The 17,245-nt window shown below is 45.4% G+C and carries 13 protein-coding genes; all 13 read right to left on the reverse strand.

The genetic code is table 11. The features are described 5' to 3' along the window. Positions 1-134: 134 nt before the first annotated feature. The 13 genes from DWW10_RS11205 to DWW10_RS11270 all read right to left on the reverse strand — a co-directional run bounded on the left by DWW10_RS11205 (position 135) and on the right by DWW10_RS11270 (position 17,134). Positions 135-968, reverse strand: coding sequence for a transporter substrate-binding domain-containing protein (locus tag DWW10_RS11205; protein WP_022392547.1), 834 nt, complete (start codon positions 966-968; stop codon positions 135-137). Positions 969-980: 12 nt separating this feature from the next. After that, positions 981-3,182 carry a putative porin gene (locus tag DWW10_RS11210; RefSeq protein WP_022392546.1) on the reverse strand — a complete coding sequence of 734 codons (2,202 nt, stop codon included), beginning with the start codon at positions 3,180-3,182 and terminating at the stop codon, positions 981-983. 187 nt (positions 3,183-3,369) lie between these two features. Further along, on the reverse strand, positions 3,370-3,912 hold the full coding sequence (locus DWW10_RS11215; protein ID WP_007215003.1) for a 2-oxoacid:acceptor oxidoreductase family protein: 543 nt from the start codon (positions 3,910-3,912) through the stop codon (positions 3,370-3,372). A gap of 97 nt (positions 3,913-4,009) precedes the next feature. After that, positions 4,010-4,771 carry a thiamine pyrophosphate-dependent enzyme gene (locus DWW10_RS11220; RefSeq protein WP_022392545.1) on the reverse strand — a complete coding sequence of 254 codons (762 nt, stop codon included), beginning with the start codon at positions 4,769-4,771 and terminating at the stop codon, positions 4,010-4,012. Between the two features lie 240 nt (positions 4,772-5,011). Beyond that, positions 5,012-6,097: a 3-methyl-2-oxobutanoate dehydrogenase subunit VorB gene (locus tag DWW10_RS11230; protein ID WP_022392544.1), complete on the reverse strand. Its 1,086-nt coding sequence runs from the start codon at positions 6,095-6,097 to the stop codon at positions 5,012-5,014. Between the two features lie 19 nt (positions 6,098-6,116). Continuing rightward, positions 6,117-6,344 (reverse strand): indolepyruvate ferredoxin oxidoreductase subunit alpha, encoded by a 228-nt coding sequence (locus DWW10_RS11235; protein WP_007217729.1) that lies wholly within the window; start codon positions 6,342-6,344, stop codon positions 6,117-6,119. A 21-nt stretch (positions 6,345-6,365) separates the two neighbouring features. Continuing rightward, complete coding sequence (locus DWW10_RS11240) at positions 6,366-6,641, reverse strand: tetratricopeptide repeat protein (protein ID WP_007214998.1); 276 nt, start codon at positions 6,639-6,641, stop codon at positions 6,366-6,368. Between the two features lie 170 nt (positions 6,642-6,811). Continuing rightward, positions 6,812-8,215 (reverse strand): glycoside hydrolase family 28 protein, encoded by a 1,404-nt coding sequence (locus DWW10_RS11245; protein ID WP_022392543.1) that lies wholly within the window; start codon positions 8,213-8,215, stop codon positions 6,812-6,814. A 272-nt stretch (positions 8,216-8,487) separates the two neighbouring features. After that, positions 8,488-8,922, reverse strand: a complete 435-nt coding sequence (rpiB, locus tag DWW10_RS11250; protein WP_007217730.1) for a ribose 5-phosphate isomerase B — start codon at positions 8,920-8,922, stop codon at positions 8,488-8,490. Positions 8,923-9,050: 128 nt separating this feature from the next. Further along, positions 9,051-11,060: a transketolase family protein gene (locus tag DWW10_RS11255; protein ID WP_022392542.1), complete on the reverse strand. Its 2,010-nt coding sequence runs from the start codon at positions 11,058-11,060 to the stop codon at positions 9,051-9,053. A gap of 175 nt (positions 11,061-11,235) precedes the next feature. Continuing rightward, the gene (locus DWW10_RS11260; protein WP_022392540.1) at positions 11,236-12,780 is read right to left on the reverse strand and encodes an alpha-N-arabinofuranosidase; all 1,545 of its coding nucleotides are present in this window, start codon (positions 12,778-12,780) and stop codon (positions 11,236-11,238) included. Between the two features lie 31 nt (positions 12,781-12,811). Continuing rightward, complete coding sequence (locus DWW10_RS11265) at positions 12,812-14,746, reverse strand: glycoside hydrolase family 97 protein (RefSeq protein WP_022392539.1); 1,935 nt, start codon at positions 14,744-14,746, stop codon at positions 12,812-12,814. Positions 14,747-14,785: 39 nt separating this feature from the next. Continuing rightward, positions 14,786-17,134, reverse strand: coding sequence for a beta-L-arabinofuranosidase (locus tag DWW10_RS11270; protein WP_022392538.1), 2,349 nt, complete (start codon positions 17,132-17,134; stop codon positions 14,786-14,788). Positions 17,135-17,245 lie beyond the last annotated feature (111 nt).

Raw genomic sequence — 17,245 nt, forward strand, 5'->3', positions numbered from 1 at the left:
CCTATTGTAACGGCTTTTACCTTGGCATGTAACGGCCTTTACATCGGTATGTAACGATCTTTACCTCAGCCTGTAAATGGAGTTACCATGTGGAGTTTTGGTGAACTATAAAGAAGTATACGATAAAAGAGTTATTATCTGTTGGAAGGCTGGTAATATTTATGGTAGATCGATTGAAATTCCTTGCTGTTGCAGAAGCTTTGCAGCCATGAATTAAGACTGTCTAATAAAACAGGCGACTGTTTGCTGACTCCCCAGGAATAGAATTGTGTGAAACTGATATCGGTATTGATATCTATTTGTGGAAAACTATCTGAAACGATACGGGCAATGCTTTCATCACATACGGCATAGTCAATGTCACCATGGGCTACAAGAGCTATCAATTGCTCCGAACCGTATTTGTCTATTTCCTTAATATATATGGTATCTCCAATCTCGTTTCCCAGATTATGGATACGCAAGATGGATGGTGATCCTTTCACTACGTGCAAAGTTTTTCCAGCCAAGTCCAATTGATTTTTAACGAATATGGAGTCAGTGGGGGAAGTAGCTTTTCTTTGTACGAGAATTTGTTTGTTCAGCACAATCGGAGTCGTGAGTAATAAGGAATCTTTCAATTCACTGGTAGCCAGAATGCCGTAAGCAATGACATCAAACTCTCCATCTGCCAGTCCTTCGAGCCGTTTATCGAAACTCATTTCCGGAGTGATAGCAGCTTTCCAGCCATGATCACGTGCAAAAGCTTCTATTAATTCATAGTGAAAACCGGATAAGGTATCTCCATCTACGTAAAAGCTGATGGAATTATACTCCGTAGCAGCGCGGATAGTTTTCTCAGCAGCTATTTCTGCATAATCACGAGGGTGTCCATGCTTCTTCTCTTTCTTTAAAAAGAAAGTAGTAATACAAGCAGCTATGATCCCCATTGCTACATATTTCAGAATATTAGCTTTCGATATTTTCATAAGGAAAGAGTTTTAATCGTAGAAGTTCCACGAAACACCAATTCTGAGGAGACTCGGATTAATGGGGTAATGTGGTACAAGGAAAGAATTACGTGTACCCATACCCTGATTTACGTGAGAATACATAGCGAAGAGGCGTGTACGCTTCAGATGCAGGTTGGCATAGACATTCACTATCGGATAGCCGCCGATTTCTACCTGGTCATTTTCCGGTTGCAAATGGAACTGCTGAATGGATGGCGTGTAAGCCGGTGCATTGTATTTGGTAAAGTATCGCACATCAGCACCCAACTGCACGGTAAGTACCTTTTTAGCTAACTTGGTCAGGAGGTACAAATTAGAATATACTGAAAATTGTGGCAGAGGCAGAACCGTTTCATTACTTGACTTCTGCCAGGTTACTTCATTATCTAAATGGAAAATACCTGCACGGAAATTTTGTTTCAGCGTGGCCGAAAGTATTTGTATGTTACCGCTATTCTGTTCAGGTACGGCCTTTTGGTTGAGATAGGTGTAATTCTTCACATTTTCTACTCCGGCACGAAGATTGGTTCCCCAACGGTCAATGTTTAGTTCACCCTCTACGCGGGTACGGAATTCTTTCTCCATGTTGTCATTATCCCAAACGTGCAGGTTGGAGTGATAATGGCGCATATAGAAAGAGGGCAATGTGTTTTTTACGAAACCTCGTACTATCAGGTTTACCGTATCTTTCCAAAGACGGAAATTCAAATCCATATTTCCATTTACGCGGAATTGTCCCATTGCTTTGTCCATAATACCAACTTCGCCGTCTATAGAGTAGTGTAGAGTTTTACCTTGTCGTTTAGCCAATTCACCGCCCACATAAATTTCTTGTTCGGTGAAACGGTCTACTGTCATAGAGTCTGCATTCATCAGGTCGTAGCGACTGAATTTATGGGATATATAGCCGGTAAGTCCGGCTTTAGCATATCGATTGAAACCTTCCAGCAAGGCTATGCCAAAGACATTCTTTACGCTAAATGCTGTGGTAGAGTCACGACTGACTCCTTGTTTGTTGTAGTAAGCATTTTCGTCTGGTGTCGATACAGATTGGTAACTGTGACGCGCCCGTTCTATCTTGAAGGTATGAATGAAACTTGTGACCGGAACAAATTCTTCGACAAAGTTAGTATCTTCCGGAAGAGCGTGGTTGTTATTGAGGCTGTCCAAGCTGAGATTATCTCCCATTGCGAGATTATTAGCCGAGAGGCTGTCGGTAGCTAAACTGCCAGTAGCTAAGCTGTCGGCAGGTGCAATACTGGAAGCAATAGGTGCAGTTGGTGCTGTAGGGGAAAAACGCTGTTGGACACTGCTATTCTGGGCTTCTTCTTTCAATACTCTTCGTTTGAAACCTAATCGGTAGCGTTGTGTAAGGTAGATATAGAAATCTTTATTGCGGTTTGAGGTCTGTTCCATTTTCACAGGAATGGTGGTGGAACTATACTCTTTCTTACCTTCTGCCATTGTATCAGGCCGGGTGATGTAACCGTCATTCGCTATACCACCGTTTTCATTCATTTTCATGAAGAAGTTGTTATAAACTGCCTGTATCTGATAGCGTTCACCGATGTAACTTCCGAATAAGCCGGCATTGAAATGTGAAGTGGACTGATTGGCATAATAACCACGTCCATATAGATAATCAAAATTAAAGCCGAATGCTAACCGTTTGTTTACATTGACAGAGAAATAAGACTTAAACCGTTCTTCACCATTGACCTTATTACCGGCTTTATAGTAAGTCAGATTGGTATAAGGTACATTACTATTAGTGAAAAATACCTGGTCGGGACGAACAAAGAAACTGGAGTATGGTGCCATGAAGAGGGTCGGTTCGTCGTCTTGGCGATTAAAGAAAATACGGGAGAGACGAGGTGAACCCAGATTACCCAGGAAGTTATATTCTCCAGTCATACCACCTACCAGATTCGTATTTTGGAAATTCAGAGCAAGCGTATCTGCAGGAACAATGGTCCGGTTTCCTAAAGTTTCGCTTAATTGCCACATATAAAGCTTAGGCGGAATGCTTTGAACATCAGTGCCGGTATCCAGACTGTCGGGCTGCGTTGACGGGTCGACCTGGTTTCCATAGCGGTCACGGTTGTCCAGCGTATTGAATGGCTGCTGTGCCTGTACTGCCAGCGATCCCAATACGAATAGAAGTATGTATGTTAGTAGAATTCGTCTCATAATTAGGCGCAAAGATACAATAAAAAATTATTCGCTTGCGGAATTCAGCCTTTTTTGCCTATTTTTACAAACATACCGTCTTATAAGCGAATCTAATTGTAAGGAGTCTTATGCCTTTGATTGTATAAAATAAGCCCTTGCAAAAAATGATTGCAAGGGCTGACTTTTATTGTAAGGGCTAATGGAATTATACCTCTTTAATCAATTCCATTCCTTTTTTAATCGCTTCTTCATTCATCGGTATCAAGTGATGATGACGTTCGGGCAAAGTCTTCTTCAAGCCTCTGAGTACACTATCCAGCGTAACCATCGGTTTCAGTTTCAGCAATCCACCCAGCACGATCATGTTGAATGCTTTGGCATTATTCATTTCATTGGCTGCATCCATTGCGTCGATGCGATACACTTTGATATCCTTACGCGTCGGCGGGTTGATGATACCATATCCATCGTAAATCAGGATACCGCCCGTCTTTACCTTACTTTCGAATTTCTCCAGTGAGGGCTGGTTCAGAATGATGGCAGCGTCATATTTGCTCAGAATAGGAGAGGAGATTTTCTCATCGCTTACAATCACCGTAACGTTGGCTGTACCACCACGTTGTTCCGGTCCATAAGCGGGCATCCAGCTCACTTCCTTATCTTCCATCAGTCCCGAGTATGCCAAAATCTTTCCCATAGACAATACGCCTTGTCCACCGAAGCCTGCTATAATGATTTCTTCTTTCATTGTTCTTTTCTTTTAGTTGACGAGGTTGCAGTTGACAAGTTGACGAGGAAGTATCTCCTCCTTGTTAACTTGTTCCCTCGTTTCCTTGTTAACTGATTTATCTGTCTTTCAAGTCACCCAGCGGATAGAACGGGAACATGTGCTCTTCCATCCATTTGTTAGATTGCGCAGGTGTCTGTTTCCAACCGGAGTTACAAGTAGAAACGATTTCTACCAAATTGGAGCCTTTGCCTGCCATGGAGTTCTCGAATGCTTTGCGGATGGCTTTCTTTGCTTTGCGGATAGCACCCACTGTTTGTACACTCTGGCGGGTAACGTAAGCGGTTCCTTCCAGTTGTGCTGCAATATCTGCCATTTTCAGTGGATAACCATGCAAATGAACATCACGTCCGTAAGGGCTGGTAGAAGTCTTCATGCCGACCAGGGTAGTAGGAGCCATCTGTCCACCCGTCATACCATAAATGGCGTTGTTGATGAAGATGATAGTAATGTTCTCACCACGGTTCAGTGCATGGATTGTTTCTGCCGTACCGATACATGCCAAGTCACCATCTCCCTGGTAAGTGAATACCAGTCTGTCCGGCCACAGGCGTTTGATAGCAGTGGCAAGAGCGGGTGCACGTCCGTGTGCAGCTTCCTGCCAGTCAATATCCAGATAGTTATAGATGAACACGGCACATCCCACGGGGGAGATACCTACTGCTTTGTCTTCCATGCCCATTTCTTCGATTACTTCGGCTATCAGCTTGTGTACCACACCGTGGCTGCATCCCGGACAGTAGTGCATGGGATTATCGTTCATCAGAGTCGGTTTCTTGTAAACCAGATTCTCAGGCTTGATAATATCTTCTTTTATCATAACTTTTGTTTTTTAAGTTGACAAGGCTTCAGTTTACGAGGCCCTTGTATCTTGTTAACTTGTTCCCTTGTCACCTGTTGGTGAACCGTATAAAAAACTCCATCAGCTTAACGAATATTGCTGCGCCACAAACGTAGATGAACAGTTTGAAGTCATCCTTTGCAACGAAATATACGATGATAGCTGCCAAGGCAAGTATCATAAAGAGTATATTCAATACGCTTCTTATCTTATCAGGGTTCATTTCTCGATTAATTTTTCTTTCAGTGCACTTACAATCTCTTCCGGATCGGGTACGATACCGCCGAGACGTCCGAAGTGTTCTACTTTTACTTTACCATTTACAGCGAGGCGTACATCTTCAACCATCTGTCCCGCATTCAATTCGGTAACCAGCATGCCTTTCACTTTTTCAGCATAGGCTGCAATGGCTTTTGTGGGGAAGGGCCAAAGGGTAATGGGGCGCAATATACCGACTTTGATACCTTCTTCGCGTGCAAGTTCCATTGCTTTTTGTCCGATACGGGCCATAGAACCGAAGGCGATAATCAGGTAATCGGCATCTTCACAATTGATTTCTTCGAAACGTACTTCGTTTTCTTCAATCAGTTTGTATTTAGCCTGGAAGCGGATGTTATTCTTTTCCATCTCTTCCGGTTTCAATTCCAGAGAAGTAATAATATTGGGCTTACGTCCGTTTACTCTACCGGTAGTAGCCCACGGGCATTGCTCAATAACTTCTGCATCTGTACGGCGAGGTTTTTGCGGAGGCAATACAACCTTTTCCATCATCTGACCGATAACACCGTCGGCAAGAATGATAGCCGGGTTGCGATATTTGAAGGCAAGATCAAAGGCCAATCCAACGAAATCAGCCATTTCCTGTACGGAAGCGGGAGCCAAAGTAATCAGACGGTAGTCACCGTGACCTCCACCCTTAACAGTCTGGAAGTAGTCTGCCTGACTGGGTTGGATGGTTCCCAATCCGGGGCCGCCGCGCATTACGTTTACAATCAAACAGGGTAATTCGGCACCTGCCAGGTAGGAGATACCTTCCTGTTTCAGGCTGACACCGGGGCTGGACGATGAGGTTAATACCATCTTTCCACTTCCGGCACCGCCGTACACCATATTAATAGCTGCCACTTCACTTTCTGCCTGCAGCACTACCATGCCGGTAGTTTCCCAGGGTTTCAGTTCGGCAAGAGTTTCCAATACTTCCGATTGCGGAGTAATAGGATAACCGAAGTATCCATCAGCACCGCAACGGATAGCGGCGTGGGCGATGGCTTCGTTTCCTTTCATTAATACAACTTCTTCTGCCATATTCTACTGATTTACAGATTTATTCAACTTTTACTTTAAAAACAGAGATACATCCGTCCGGGCAAACCTGGGCGCACGACGCACAGCCGTTGCAGGTATCTTCCAATATTTGGTGGGCATAGTTATACCCTTTTACGTTCACCTCTTTGGTGAGGGCTATTACATGCAGAGGACAGGCTACCACGCATAGATTGCAGCCTTTACACCGTTCGGTGTCCACTACGATTGCTCCTTTAATCTTTGCCATAATTTACGTTACTTTTATATGTTATTGATTGTACATATCCTTATTGAAGAAATTCAGGATATCCATTGCCATACGATAGGCTTCACGGGCAGGGCTGTCGGGATTGAGGTCGATAGCATACTGGTAGTTGTTCAAAGCCAGTTGCCAGTTACCTTGTTTACGGTAGGCATTTCCCAGGAGATAGAAAGCTTCATCCCGGTCGGTAGAGTCGGTGATCAGATATTCATCGAGCTGCCGGATAGCTTCTGCTACATCTCCTTGATTGATAAGCTCTTTGATAGTTTTCAGTTGCTCCATATCGTATTGAGTTCCGGATTATTGGAATACAAAGATAGTTTTTATTTAGAGACAACGAACAAGTATTCTGTGAAAAATAAGAAAAATGGGGAAATAAGAAGCCCGAAGTTGAATGAAATTCTGTCAGAATGTCACAACTTCGGGTTTATATGATATAAAATGTGGTTTTGCTACTTTACAAGTTTTCCATTTATATAGAGATTTTTGAACGTAACGTCTTTAGCTCCTTTTATGTCATTTCCATCTTTGGCAACATTATTAAAGTGGGAGTCTTCAACGCTGATATTATACACATGATCATCGTCGTCGAGACCGATAATAAGGACACCAAGTTTGCTTTTTTCGCAGGTTACATTTTTCAGGTGAACGTTGCGGACAGTAGGAGTGAAACCACGGTTGCAGTTCTCACGGTTTTCGTATTGGAGGTTGATGCGCAGCACGGCTTCGCGACACTGTCCTACGGTGACGTTACGCACGAATACATTTTCAATCAGTCCGCCACGGCAGGTGCTGGTCTTGATGCGGATCACACGGTCGAGGTCTGGGCTATCCATCTTACAGTTTTCTACATACAGGTTGCGGTATCCGCCGGAGATTTCGCTACCGATGACTACACCTCCATGTCCTTTCTTCATATAGCAACCGCGTACAATGATGTTCTCGCTGGGAACACCCCATTTACGCCCGTCCTGGTTACGTCCGGACTTGATGGCAATACAGTCATCTCCGGTATCGAAGGTACAGTTCTCTATCAATACATTTTTGCAAGATTCGGGGTCGCAGCCATCGCCATTGGGACCGCGATTATAAACGTATACACCGCGTACAGTGAGACTTTCGCAGAATAGCGGGTGAATAACCCAGAAAGGGGAATTCAATAAAGTTACATCTTCTATCAGCACTGTATTGCATGAGTACAGGTTGATGAGTTGCGGACGTAATCCGTCTTCAGGTGTCATTACACGTTTATAAATAGGAGTGGAGGTTTCACCGTACATCAGCAGGCGTTCCCGTCCTCCGTTGCGTTGTGCCACCATGCCCTCTTTCCAGCCATAACGGGGAGCGCCACACATAGACCACCAGGTTTCGTTGGAGCCTTGTCCGTCGATAGTCCCTTTACCGGTGATGGCGATATTTGTTTCACCGTATGCGTAAATCAACGGGCGGGCATTATAGCAGTCTATTCCTTCCCAACGGGTGATAACTCCGGGAAAGTAGAGGCTCTGATCGGTTGAAAATTTTAATACGGCTCCTTCTTCCACATGAAAGTTGACGTTGCTTTTCAGTGTGATGGGACCTGTGTAGAATGTACCTTTGGGAACTATAACCGTACCACCACCATTCAGGCAACATGTTACGATAGCCTGGTTGATTGCTTCATGACAGGGAGCATCCGGGGTGTCGGGCTTGGCGCCGAAGTCCGTAATGAGATACGTCTGTTTGGGGAAAGATGTTTTCTTGATTTGCTTTTCAATCTTTGTACTCTCCTTGAAAGCCTTATCGAAATCTATCGAATTGGCAGTTGCCAATGTGGCCGAGAGAAGCAGGGAAATAATTCCGAGTACTTTTTTCATGCGTTTCCAGTTTTACTTTTAATGGTTATTAGATATGTGGGCAAAAGTACGGAAAGTGACTCTATTAGAGGGAAGAGTTTTTGGCATAAAATGTGTAAAATTTGATGTGTTTATGCTTCTTAGGCCATTGAAAGGTATATAAACTAAAAACACTTGCGGGTGTGTAAGCCTTCACTACTGCAAGTGTTGTCTTACACATCCGCAAGCGTAACCTTACACAACAGCAAGTGTCAGTTCTCGCACCTGCAAGTGTAATTTTTAAGTTGGGATGATTATCTCACCGGTATTTTATCAATCCGTTTCTGGTGGCGTCCACCCTCAAACTGTGTGCTGAAGAATTCTCTCATAATCATATCAGCTTCTTCTGTGCTGATAAAGCGTCCCGGCATGACGAGTACGTTGGCATCGTTATGCTGGCGTGCCAGATGAGCAATTTCCGCTGTCCAGCAAAGCGCAGCACGGATGCCCTGATGTTTGTTCAGTGTCATGCTGATACCTTCACCACTTCCGCAGATAGCAATACCCGGGTAACACTCTCCGGCTTCAACGGCCAATGCCAGAGGATGAGCAAAGTCTGCATAGTCGCAGCTCTCCGTTGTATAGGTTCCGAAATCTTTGTATTCCCATCCTTTAGTTTCCAACCACCCCTTGACGTACTGTTTCAATTCAAACCCGGCGTGGTCGGAACAAATTCCAATTGTTTTCATTTTCTGTTGTAGTATGATTGATTTAGAGGCTCTATAATGGGATATCAGGTGAAAAATATTTCGCCCCTACAAGCCTGTTACAACCTGTAGGGGCGAATAATCATTCGCCCAGTATGCACCAGGGCTTTTTATAACATTGCTTTTACTTGCTTATAAACGTTATCAGCAGTAAAACCTAACTTCTGATCCAGTACTTTGTAAGGAGCTGAGAAACCGAAAGATTCCAATCCCCAAACTTTACCGTGAGCACCTACCAAACCTTGCAGGTTTACAGGCAGACCGGCTGTCAGACCGAAGACTTTTGCGTCAGCAGGGATAACACCTTCCTGATATCCCGGAGCCTGGCTGCGGAACAAACCTTCGGAAGGAGCAGATACGATACGTACTTTCACGCCGTCTTTGCGCAATAATTCAGTTCCTGCCACCAGCGTAGATACTTCTGACCCCGAGGCTACCAATATTACATCCGGATTTTCATCAGAACCTGCTACGATGTAAGCACCCTTAGCAGCCTGAGAGTAGTCGTTTCCAGCAGGTAACATAGCGATATCCTGACGAGAGAAGATCAAACCGGTCGGAGTAGTAGTATTCTCCATAGCCAGTTTCCATGCAATTGTTGTTTCTTCTGCATCTGCGGGACGGAGAACCAACATAGAGTTGTGGCCTTTATGGTTTTTCAGTTTTTCCATCAGGCGGATCTGAGCTTCCTGTTCTACCGGTTCATGAGTAGGACCGTCTTCACCTACACGGAATGCATCGTGTGTCCAGATGAACTTCACGGGAACTTCCATCAGTGCAGCCATACGTACGGCAGGTTTCATATAGTCAGAGAATACGAAGAATGTTCCACAAGCAGGGATTACACCACCATGCAGTGCCATACCGATACAGCAGCAAGCCATAGTCAGTTCGGCAACACCAGCCTGGAAGAATGCACCGCTGAAATCACCTTTCTTGAAAGCATGCGTCTTTTTCAGGAAGCCGTCTGTCTTATCAGAGTTTGAAAGGTCGGCGGAAGCAACGATCATGTTTTCTACCTGAGTAGCAAGAGCGCCCAGTACAGTAGCTGATGCAGCACGTGTAGCAACACCTGCTTTTTGCTCGATAGCTGCCCAGTTTACTTCAGGGGATTTACCAGAGAAGAACAGGTCGAGTTTGGCAGCCTTTTCAGGATTAGCCTTTGCCCATTCTGATTTAGCAGCATATTTCTTAGCCATAATTTCCTTCAGTTCGGTAGCACGCTTTGCGTACAGTTCCTTCACTTCGGGGAAGATTACGAATGGATTTGTCGGATCACCACCCAGGTTCTTGATGGTATTTACGTAAGCGTCACCACCCAGAGGAGCACCGTGAGTAGCACAGTTAGCTTCGTAGCTGCTGCCATCTGCCTTGCGTGCACCTTTACCCATTACGGTATGACCGATAATCAGGGTAGGACGTTCGTTTTCTGCTTTCGCTTCGTTCAAAGCGCCACGGATAGCATCGGGATCATTACCGTTGATCTTGAGAACCTTCCAGCCCCAAGCTTCATATTTCTTGGCAGTATCTTCGATAGTTACGTCTTTGGTTTCAGTAGAAAGCTGGATGTCATTGGCATCATAGAACATGATGAGGTTATCCAGTCCCAGTGCACCTGCGATACGACCTGCACCTTGAGAAATTTCTTCCTGTACACCACCGTCCGAAATATAAGCGTAGATGGTTTGCTGCATCACTTCTTCGAAACGGGCTTTCATGAATTTAGCTGCGATAGCTGCACCCACTGCGAATGTATGACCTTGACCGAGCGGACCGGAAGTGTTTTCAATACCACGCATGATGTCGCGTTCAGGGTGTCCCGGAGTGGGGCTGTCCCATTGGCGGAATTCCTTCAGTTCATCCAATGTGAATTTGCCTGTCAATGCCAACTGAGAGTAGAGCATCGGTGACATGTGACCCGGGTCCAGGAAGAAGCGGTCACGACCTTCCCATGCAGGATTTTCGGGATCATACACCAGAAACTCAGAGAAGAGTACGTTCACAAAATCGGCACCGCCCATGGCACCGCCTGGGTGACCGGAATTAGCTTTCTCAACCATAGAAGCAGCGAGGATACGGATGTTATCCGCTGCACGGTTCATAAGTTTGTTGTCGTTCATATTGATATTTATTTGATTTGAATACTATAATAAAGCAGGTTGAAGTGTCACTTGTTAATTTTAACAGCGACAAAGATAACTCTTTATGCGTAATTCGCAACATAGAAAGAGCCTCTTTTTTTGCGGCACTTCCACCTGCTTCTTGTTTGAAATACAATAAGCCTTTCAGACTGATTTACTGTAACTCTATAGTAACAATAGACTTGGCTGGTAGTTTTATCTTCAGTATACCTTTATTGATTTTTACCTCTTTGAACGGAGCTAATTTTATATTATTAGGGTTCTCAAAAGAGTTGTAATCCGTCAGGTTGGCAGAAGTTAAGATTTCACCAACGGCTTTCTTTGCCTTTACGTTCGGCAGGTTGATAGTAACTTCCTGTGCATTGTCGGCATCGATATTAGACATTGAGATGTGAATTTTGCCGTCCTTGTCTTTAGAAGCTGTGGCACTTACCATAGGCACTTTGCGATTATCGCGTACATCCATGATTTCGCAGTTCAGGTCGAGTGGGAGGTAAGTGGCATCCTGGTGTACATTGTACATCTTGAATACATAATAAGTGGGAGTCAGCACCATGTCTTTACCTTTTGTCAGGATCATGGATTGCAATACATTTACTATCTGGGCAATATTTGCCATTTTCAGACGGTCGGTGTATTTGTGGAAGATGTCGAAACTAAGAGAGGCAACGAAAGCGTCACGCAATGTATTTTGCTGGTAAAGGTGTCCTGGGATAGTGCCGGGTTCTTCATCCCACCAGGTACCCCACTCATCGAGCATGAGGGCTACGTGCTTTTTAGGATCGTATTCGTCCATGATGGCGCAGTGCTTTTTGATAACGTCTTCTATCTCACGGCATTTACCCATTGTCCAGTAATAATCGTCTTTGTCGAACTTAGTGGCTGCTCCTTTACTTCCGCTCCAGCCGGTTACGGTGTAATAATGGAGAGAGAGTCCGTTCATACGTCCGCCTACGCGATCCATCAGGACTTTAGTCCAGTTATAATCGTAATCGCTGGCACCACTGGCAATCTTAAACAGATGGTTGCCGTCGTAGTTGCGGCAGTAAGTGGAGTAGCGGCGATATAAATCAGCATAATATTCAGGACGCATGCTTCCGCCGCAGCCCCAGCTTTCGTTACCGACACCGAGGTATTTCACTTTCCATGCTTTGTCACGACCGTTCTGACGACGAAGTCTTGCCATCGGAGAGTCTCCTTCGGAAGTCATGTATTCTACCCATTTAGCCAGTTCTTCTACAGTGCCACTACCCACGTTTCCACTAATATAAGGTTCAGTACCCAGCATTTCGCAGAGGTTGAGGAACTCATGTGTACCGAAACTATTGTCCTCAATTGTACCTCCCCAGTTATTGTTTACCATTTTGGGGCGGTTCTCTTTCGGACCGATACCGTCCATCCAGTGATATTCATCGGCAAAACAGCCACCCGGCCAACGAAGTACGGGAACCTGGAGTTCTTTCAATGCATTGAATACATCGGTACGATAACCTTTGATATTGGGAATATCCGAATTTTCTCCTACCCAAAGTCCACCATAGATACAGGTACCCAGATGTTCGGCAAACTGGCCGTAAATTTCTTTGGGGATAACTTGTGTGCCTTGGTCGGCATGAAGCGTGATCGTTGCACTCTTTTGTGCGGACAGCGATACAGATGCAGCTAAAAGAACGCTGCTGAATAATAGTTTGTTTCTCATAATGGTTATTAGTTATATGATGTTCGTAATGTTATTTAGTATAAATCATGGCTCCACCCATCGGTTGCATTTCGATGGTAAGGATACCTTTTTTGTTGACGGTGCCTTGCGAAAGACTGGCAGTGCGGGCTTCGTTATCATGGATGATGGAAACTTGCTGATTCGTCAGCCACGGTAAAGACAAATTCAGTTTCATGGGTTGCTCGGTGGCATTGGTGGCGGCAATGTACCATTGATTACCGTATCGACGGGCTACAGCGCAATATTTGCCGGGATAGCCGTCAATGAAGCGCGTTTCATCCCACACGGTAGGTACTTTTTTCATGAAATCGAGAATAAACTCCGGTTGCTCCGTCAGGTTATTGGGAGTGATGCCGAAGTGCTGGATACCTGACTGGTAGAGAACAGATGTAGCAATCTGGAAGGCATCGGTCGTTTTACGAAGTGTACCGCTGACTCCATCTTTGGAGAAATGTTTGTTGAAAAATACACCGCCGAAGTCCATAGCTGAAACTGCATTGCGGATGAAGGGGTACAATGTACTTCGTTGAGCTTCTTTGTCGGCATGATATTGCCCGAATACCAAATTCTCAGATACCAATGCTGCTTCACTGCTCATATGATTCGGATACATGCGTTCCCAGCCACGCGGTAAGGTACAACCGTGGAATACAACAGCGATTCCATATTGGTTGGCATCGGTCAGTATGTCTTCGTAGAGTTTCATGGTGGCTTGTTTATCACCGCCAAAGAAATCTACCTTAATGCCTTTTACACCCAGGGTTTTCATCCAGGCCATTTCTTTCTGGCGGGTCGGTGCACTGTCTAAACGATGTTTTGGACCTTGCGGAGCGTCATTCCAGCTTCCGTTGGAGTTGTACCAGAGAAGAACATCCACTCCCTTTGACTGGGCGTAGGCAATGAGCGAGGGCATATTCTCATAACCGATTTGTTTGTCCCATAACGCATCAATAAGGATATATTCGTATCCCATGGTAGCTGCAAGATCAATAAAAGTCTGCTGATCCTTATAATTACAACTGGCATCTTGCCAGAGTATCCAGCTCCAGGTAGAGCGACCGGGTTGATAAACCTGTGTCGGTTCGTAGAGCGGGCGTACATTGTCGTAGGCAGAGGTCGTCTCAACAATTGGTTTCAGGGTCTCACCTACGGTAATGGTTTTCCAAGATGTCAGGGAGGGGATGGATGCTGCAATGGTTGCATCACCTACACCGCCATTCTCTGCTTTTTCCGGAAAAGCAATGGTGTACAAACCGTCTTGAGTTCCTTCGCTGAGCTTTGTTCCTGCATAATGGCTGCTTACACCGGTTTCGGAAACTAACACCCATCCGTCATTACCTACATGAAAGAGAGCCGGGAATGTATAGCCCAGTTTGTAACGTGAAGGCGTACCAATAGCCTCATCCAGTGTATATTCTTCTTCATAGCTTGGCTTAGTACCCATCCATCCGTCTCCCGCAGGAGCCTGGGGAGTAATGAAAGTTGTGGTGTATGAAGGAAAGTCGAATCCGGTTGCTTCTTTCTCAATGATGCAGTGTGTATGCTTGGGAGAGGCAATCCGATAGGCTTGTGCAATATCATTGTTGCTTACCCGGAAGATAACTTGTAAAGTATCCCCCTTTTCATTCAGATAGTTGCATACCAACTCATTGGCTTGATAGTGTACACGGCTTACCTTTGCATGCGGCATTGTGTAAGTCTCATCAATCGTACGTACCTGATGCCCCAACTGTTTCAGTCCTGTGGAGAAATCTCCGATGCTGGTTTTCAATCCCAGCGGAGAAGGCTCCAGGAATGTTTTATTGTTATAATGAACGGAATAGACGGGACTTCCATCCTTTAACTCCACATTTACTTTTAATGCACCGTCCGGCCCTTGTACTTCCTGTGCCGTTAAAGCACCTGAAATAGCTAGGAGGGCGGAGAGTAAAACAATCTTCTTCATGTTCTTTTGCTTTATGATATATTTCTGACTAAGGCTATTTTATTTGAGTAAGCGGACCTCATAAATGGCAGGTGTCCACTCCGTTCCGTCCGGACTGAAGCGTATCGGATAGCTACCTGTACTTAACTTTTGGGGTAAAGAATAACAGATCGTTATAAAACCCTCTTTATCAGGTTTGCTGATCGTAGGGCTAACGGTCAGTTTTTCATTGTTAAGAAGGATGGCTACCTTGGTATAATCCTCTTTCCGTACAGTGATCATCAGCTGGCTGGCTTCCTCTTTTACTTTGAGGTTATAACTGAACCAACCTTTGGCACGCCGGAAATGACGGTCTTTATTGATTCCAGTTTCTGCCTGCTCATACTGAATACCATGATCTGATTCAGGCTGTTGTTCGCCGGGGAAAATGAGATCTACAGTCTGGTTGGCAAGTTCCATTGCTTTACGCTCGCTCAATGCCACTTCTTTGCGGATACTTTCTACTTCAGCTTCGGTTACCTGATGGAAATAAACGGCATAACGAGAATCGTGAAGACGGAAGAAAGGAATCAATTTCAGCGCTTCTTTCTGTGCCGGATAGACACTACCGGTATAAGTAAATGCAACCAAGTCATCGTTTATCTTCCGGAGTGATTGAGGTAGAGACGCGGCGGAACCTATCAGCATCGGTATTTCTTGCATGGAAATCTGTTTGCCATGGGCAATGTGCCCGCCACGGCTGTCATCTGCATAAAGCCCGTCCATATTCTCTGTCCCTGTGGGGCTGGCAAGTACGATGGGGCCATACATGAATGCATAGAAATTTTCCCGATCCGGTATTTGCTCCAAGGCAACCTGCATGGGCATATTCAGTGTGATTTCATCTCCGGCTTTCCATTTGCGGTGAATGGTCAGGTACTCTCCCGGTTGGGCATTCGTTTCTTGTACTTTTCCATTAACGGAAACGCTGGCGCCTTTAGCCCAGGAGGGGTAACGGAGTTTGAGGCTGAATGCTTTCTTCTTGCTCTTTTCCACGCGGAATCTGATTTGCTCTTCGTCGGGGAAACGGGTTTCCTGTACCAGGGTTATCTTTTTCTCTTTCCAGGTCAGACGGGAGGGGATGAAGAGGTTTACATACAGCGTATCCTTTGCATGGGCGTAAATAAACTCTCCGTATTTGGTGTGATTCTCCAATCCGGAACCGACGCAACACCACATGGATGTTTCCGGTTGCGAATAAACGCGGTAGTGTCCCGGACGCATAGGGGTGAAGTAAACAAATCCACCCTTTGTTGGCTGTTGTGAGGCAAGGATATGATTATATAAAGCACGTTCGTAATAATCGGCAAAACGAATGTCGGGAGAAGTCTGGTAAAGCATCTTCGTCAGGCGAAGCATGTTGTAAGTATTACAAGTCTCCGGACCTTGCACATCATTAAGCATGGATGTGAAATTGTCTGCCGGATGAAAATGTTCGCGTACACTGTTGCCACCAATGCAGACGGAACGATGATTTACCACTGTGTTCCAGAAGAAGCGGGCGGCGTGATCCCAGTTCTGGTCTTGTGCAAGATCGGCGATACGTTTGTAGCCGATAACCTTCGGTATCTGTGTGTTGGCATGCATGCCTGTCAGGCGGTCTTCATCCTTCACAAGAGGGTCCAGAATTACTTTATGGGAGAAGCGGCGTGCCAGTTCCAAGTATTTCTTGTCACCTGTGATTTCGGCAACATCAGCGAAAGTTTCGTTCAGTCCTCCGTGTTCGCTGCGGAGCATGTCTTGCATTTGTTGCTCGGTGAGTCCTGCGGTGATGTCTATCATCCAGTCGGTGAGGGTCACCAACATCTCGCGGGCAAGGTCGCTTCCGGCATAGAGGTAAGCGTCGCGCAGTGCGGCATAAGTCTTGTGTATATTGTATAGGGGTACCCATTTGCCGTTGAGGTCGAAACCTCCAGCACGGATATTCCCAGCTTTAATTTCTTTCCAAAGTTGCAGGCTTCCGGGAGTTCCTCCGATGAATCCGGTGCCTACGGCTTGCTGTGCACGATGTAGTTCGTTCAGCATATAGTTCAGCCGACGGTATATGGCTGTGTCTCCGGTAGCGGCATACATCATGGAGAGTGCGGAAATGTAATGTCCGCCGATGTGTCCGTCCAGTCCGGTGTTTTCCCAGTTGGTATAACTTGGCGCTTTGGGCGTCAGTCCGGCTTCGCGCAGGAAAGGGGCGAGCAGGCGGTCGGGCTCCATGGCCATGATGTAATGTAAGTCAGTCTGTTGCGCTTGCAGGAAGGGGCTTTCCAACAGCTTAACATCTTGCAGAGGGAAATAGGAAACTTCTTGTTGGGTTTGAGTTTTCCCGGTCAGGAGAAAACAAAAAAGGAACAGGTAAGTAATAAGGATCGATTTCATATTATATTATATTTGAGGTATAGAGATTATTTGCTTACTGACGAAAGTGCTTCACCTAAGCGGGTGGCGATGTTTCACCTGAACGGGTGACGATGTTTCACCTGAGCGAGT

Origin of the sequence: Bacteroides intestinalis (assembly GCF_003464595.1) — a bacterium.
GTDB lineage: Bacteria > Bacteroidota > Bacteroidia > Bacteroidales > Bacteroidaceae > Bacteroides > Bacteroides intestinalis_A.

Excerpts from the sequence above, each read along its gene's own strand:
- DWW10_RS11205 (WP_022392547.1), bottom strand. The coding sequence starts at position 968 with ATGAAAATATCGAAAGCTAATATTCTGAAATATGTAGCAATGGGGATC.
- DWW10_RS11210 (WP_022392546.1), bottom strand. The coding sequence starts at position 3,182 with ATGAGACGAATTCTACTAACATACATACTTCTATTCGTATTGGGATCG.
- DWW10_RS11215 (WP_007215003.1), bottom strand. The coding sequence starts at position 3,912 with ATGAAAGAAGAAATCATTATAGCAGGCTTCGGTGGACAAGGCGTATTG.
- DWW10_RS11220 (WP_022392545.1), bottom strand. The coding sequence starts at position 4,771 with ATGATAAAAGAAGATATTATCAAGCCTGAGAATCTGGTTTACAAGAAA.
- DWW10_RS11230 (WP_022392544.1), bottom strand. The coding sequence starts at position 6,097 with ATGGCAGAAGAAGTTGTATTAATGAAAGGAAACGAAGCCATCGCCCAC.
- DWW10_RS11235 (WP_007217729.1), bottom strand. The coding sequence starts at position 6,344 with ATGGCAAAGATTAAAGGAGCAATCGTAGTGGACACCGAACGGTGTAAA.
- DWW10_RS11240 (WP_007214998.1), bottom strand. The coding sequence starts at position 6,641 with ATGGAGCAACTGAAAACTATCAAAGAGCTTATCAATCAAGGAGATGTA.
- DWW10_RS11245 (WP_022392543.1), bottom strand. The coding sequence starts at position 8,215 with ATGAAAAAAGTACTCGGAATTATTTCCCTGCTTCTCTCGGCCACATTG.
- rpiB (WP_007217730.1), bottom strand. The coding sequence starts at position 8,922 with ATGAAAACAATTGGAATTTGTTCCGACCACGCCGGGTTTGAATTGAAA.
- DWW10_RS11255 (WP_022392542.1), bottom strand. The coding sequence starts at position 11,060 with ATGAACGACAACAAACTTATGAACCGTGCAGCGGATAACATCCGTATC.
- DWW10_RS11260 (WP_022392540.1), bottom strand. The coding sequence starts at position 12,780 with ATGAGAAACAAACTATTATTCAGCAGCGTTCTTTTAGCTGCATCTGTA.
- DWW10_RS11265 (WP_022392539.1), bottom strand. The coding sequence starts at position 14,746 with ATGAAGAAGATTGTTTTACTCTCCGCCCTCCTAGCTATTTCAGGTGCT.
- DWW10_RS11270 (WP_022392538.1), bottom strand. The coding sequence starts at position 17,134 with ATGAAATCGATCCTTATTACTTACCTGTTCCTTTTTTGTTTTCTCCTG.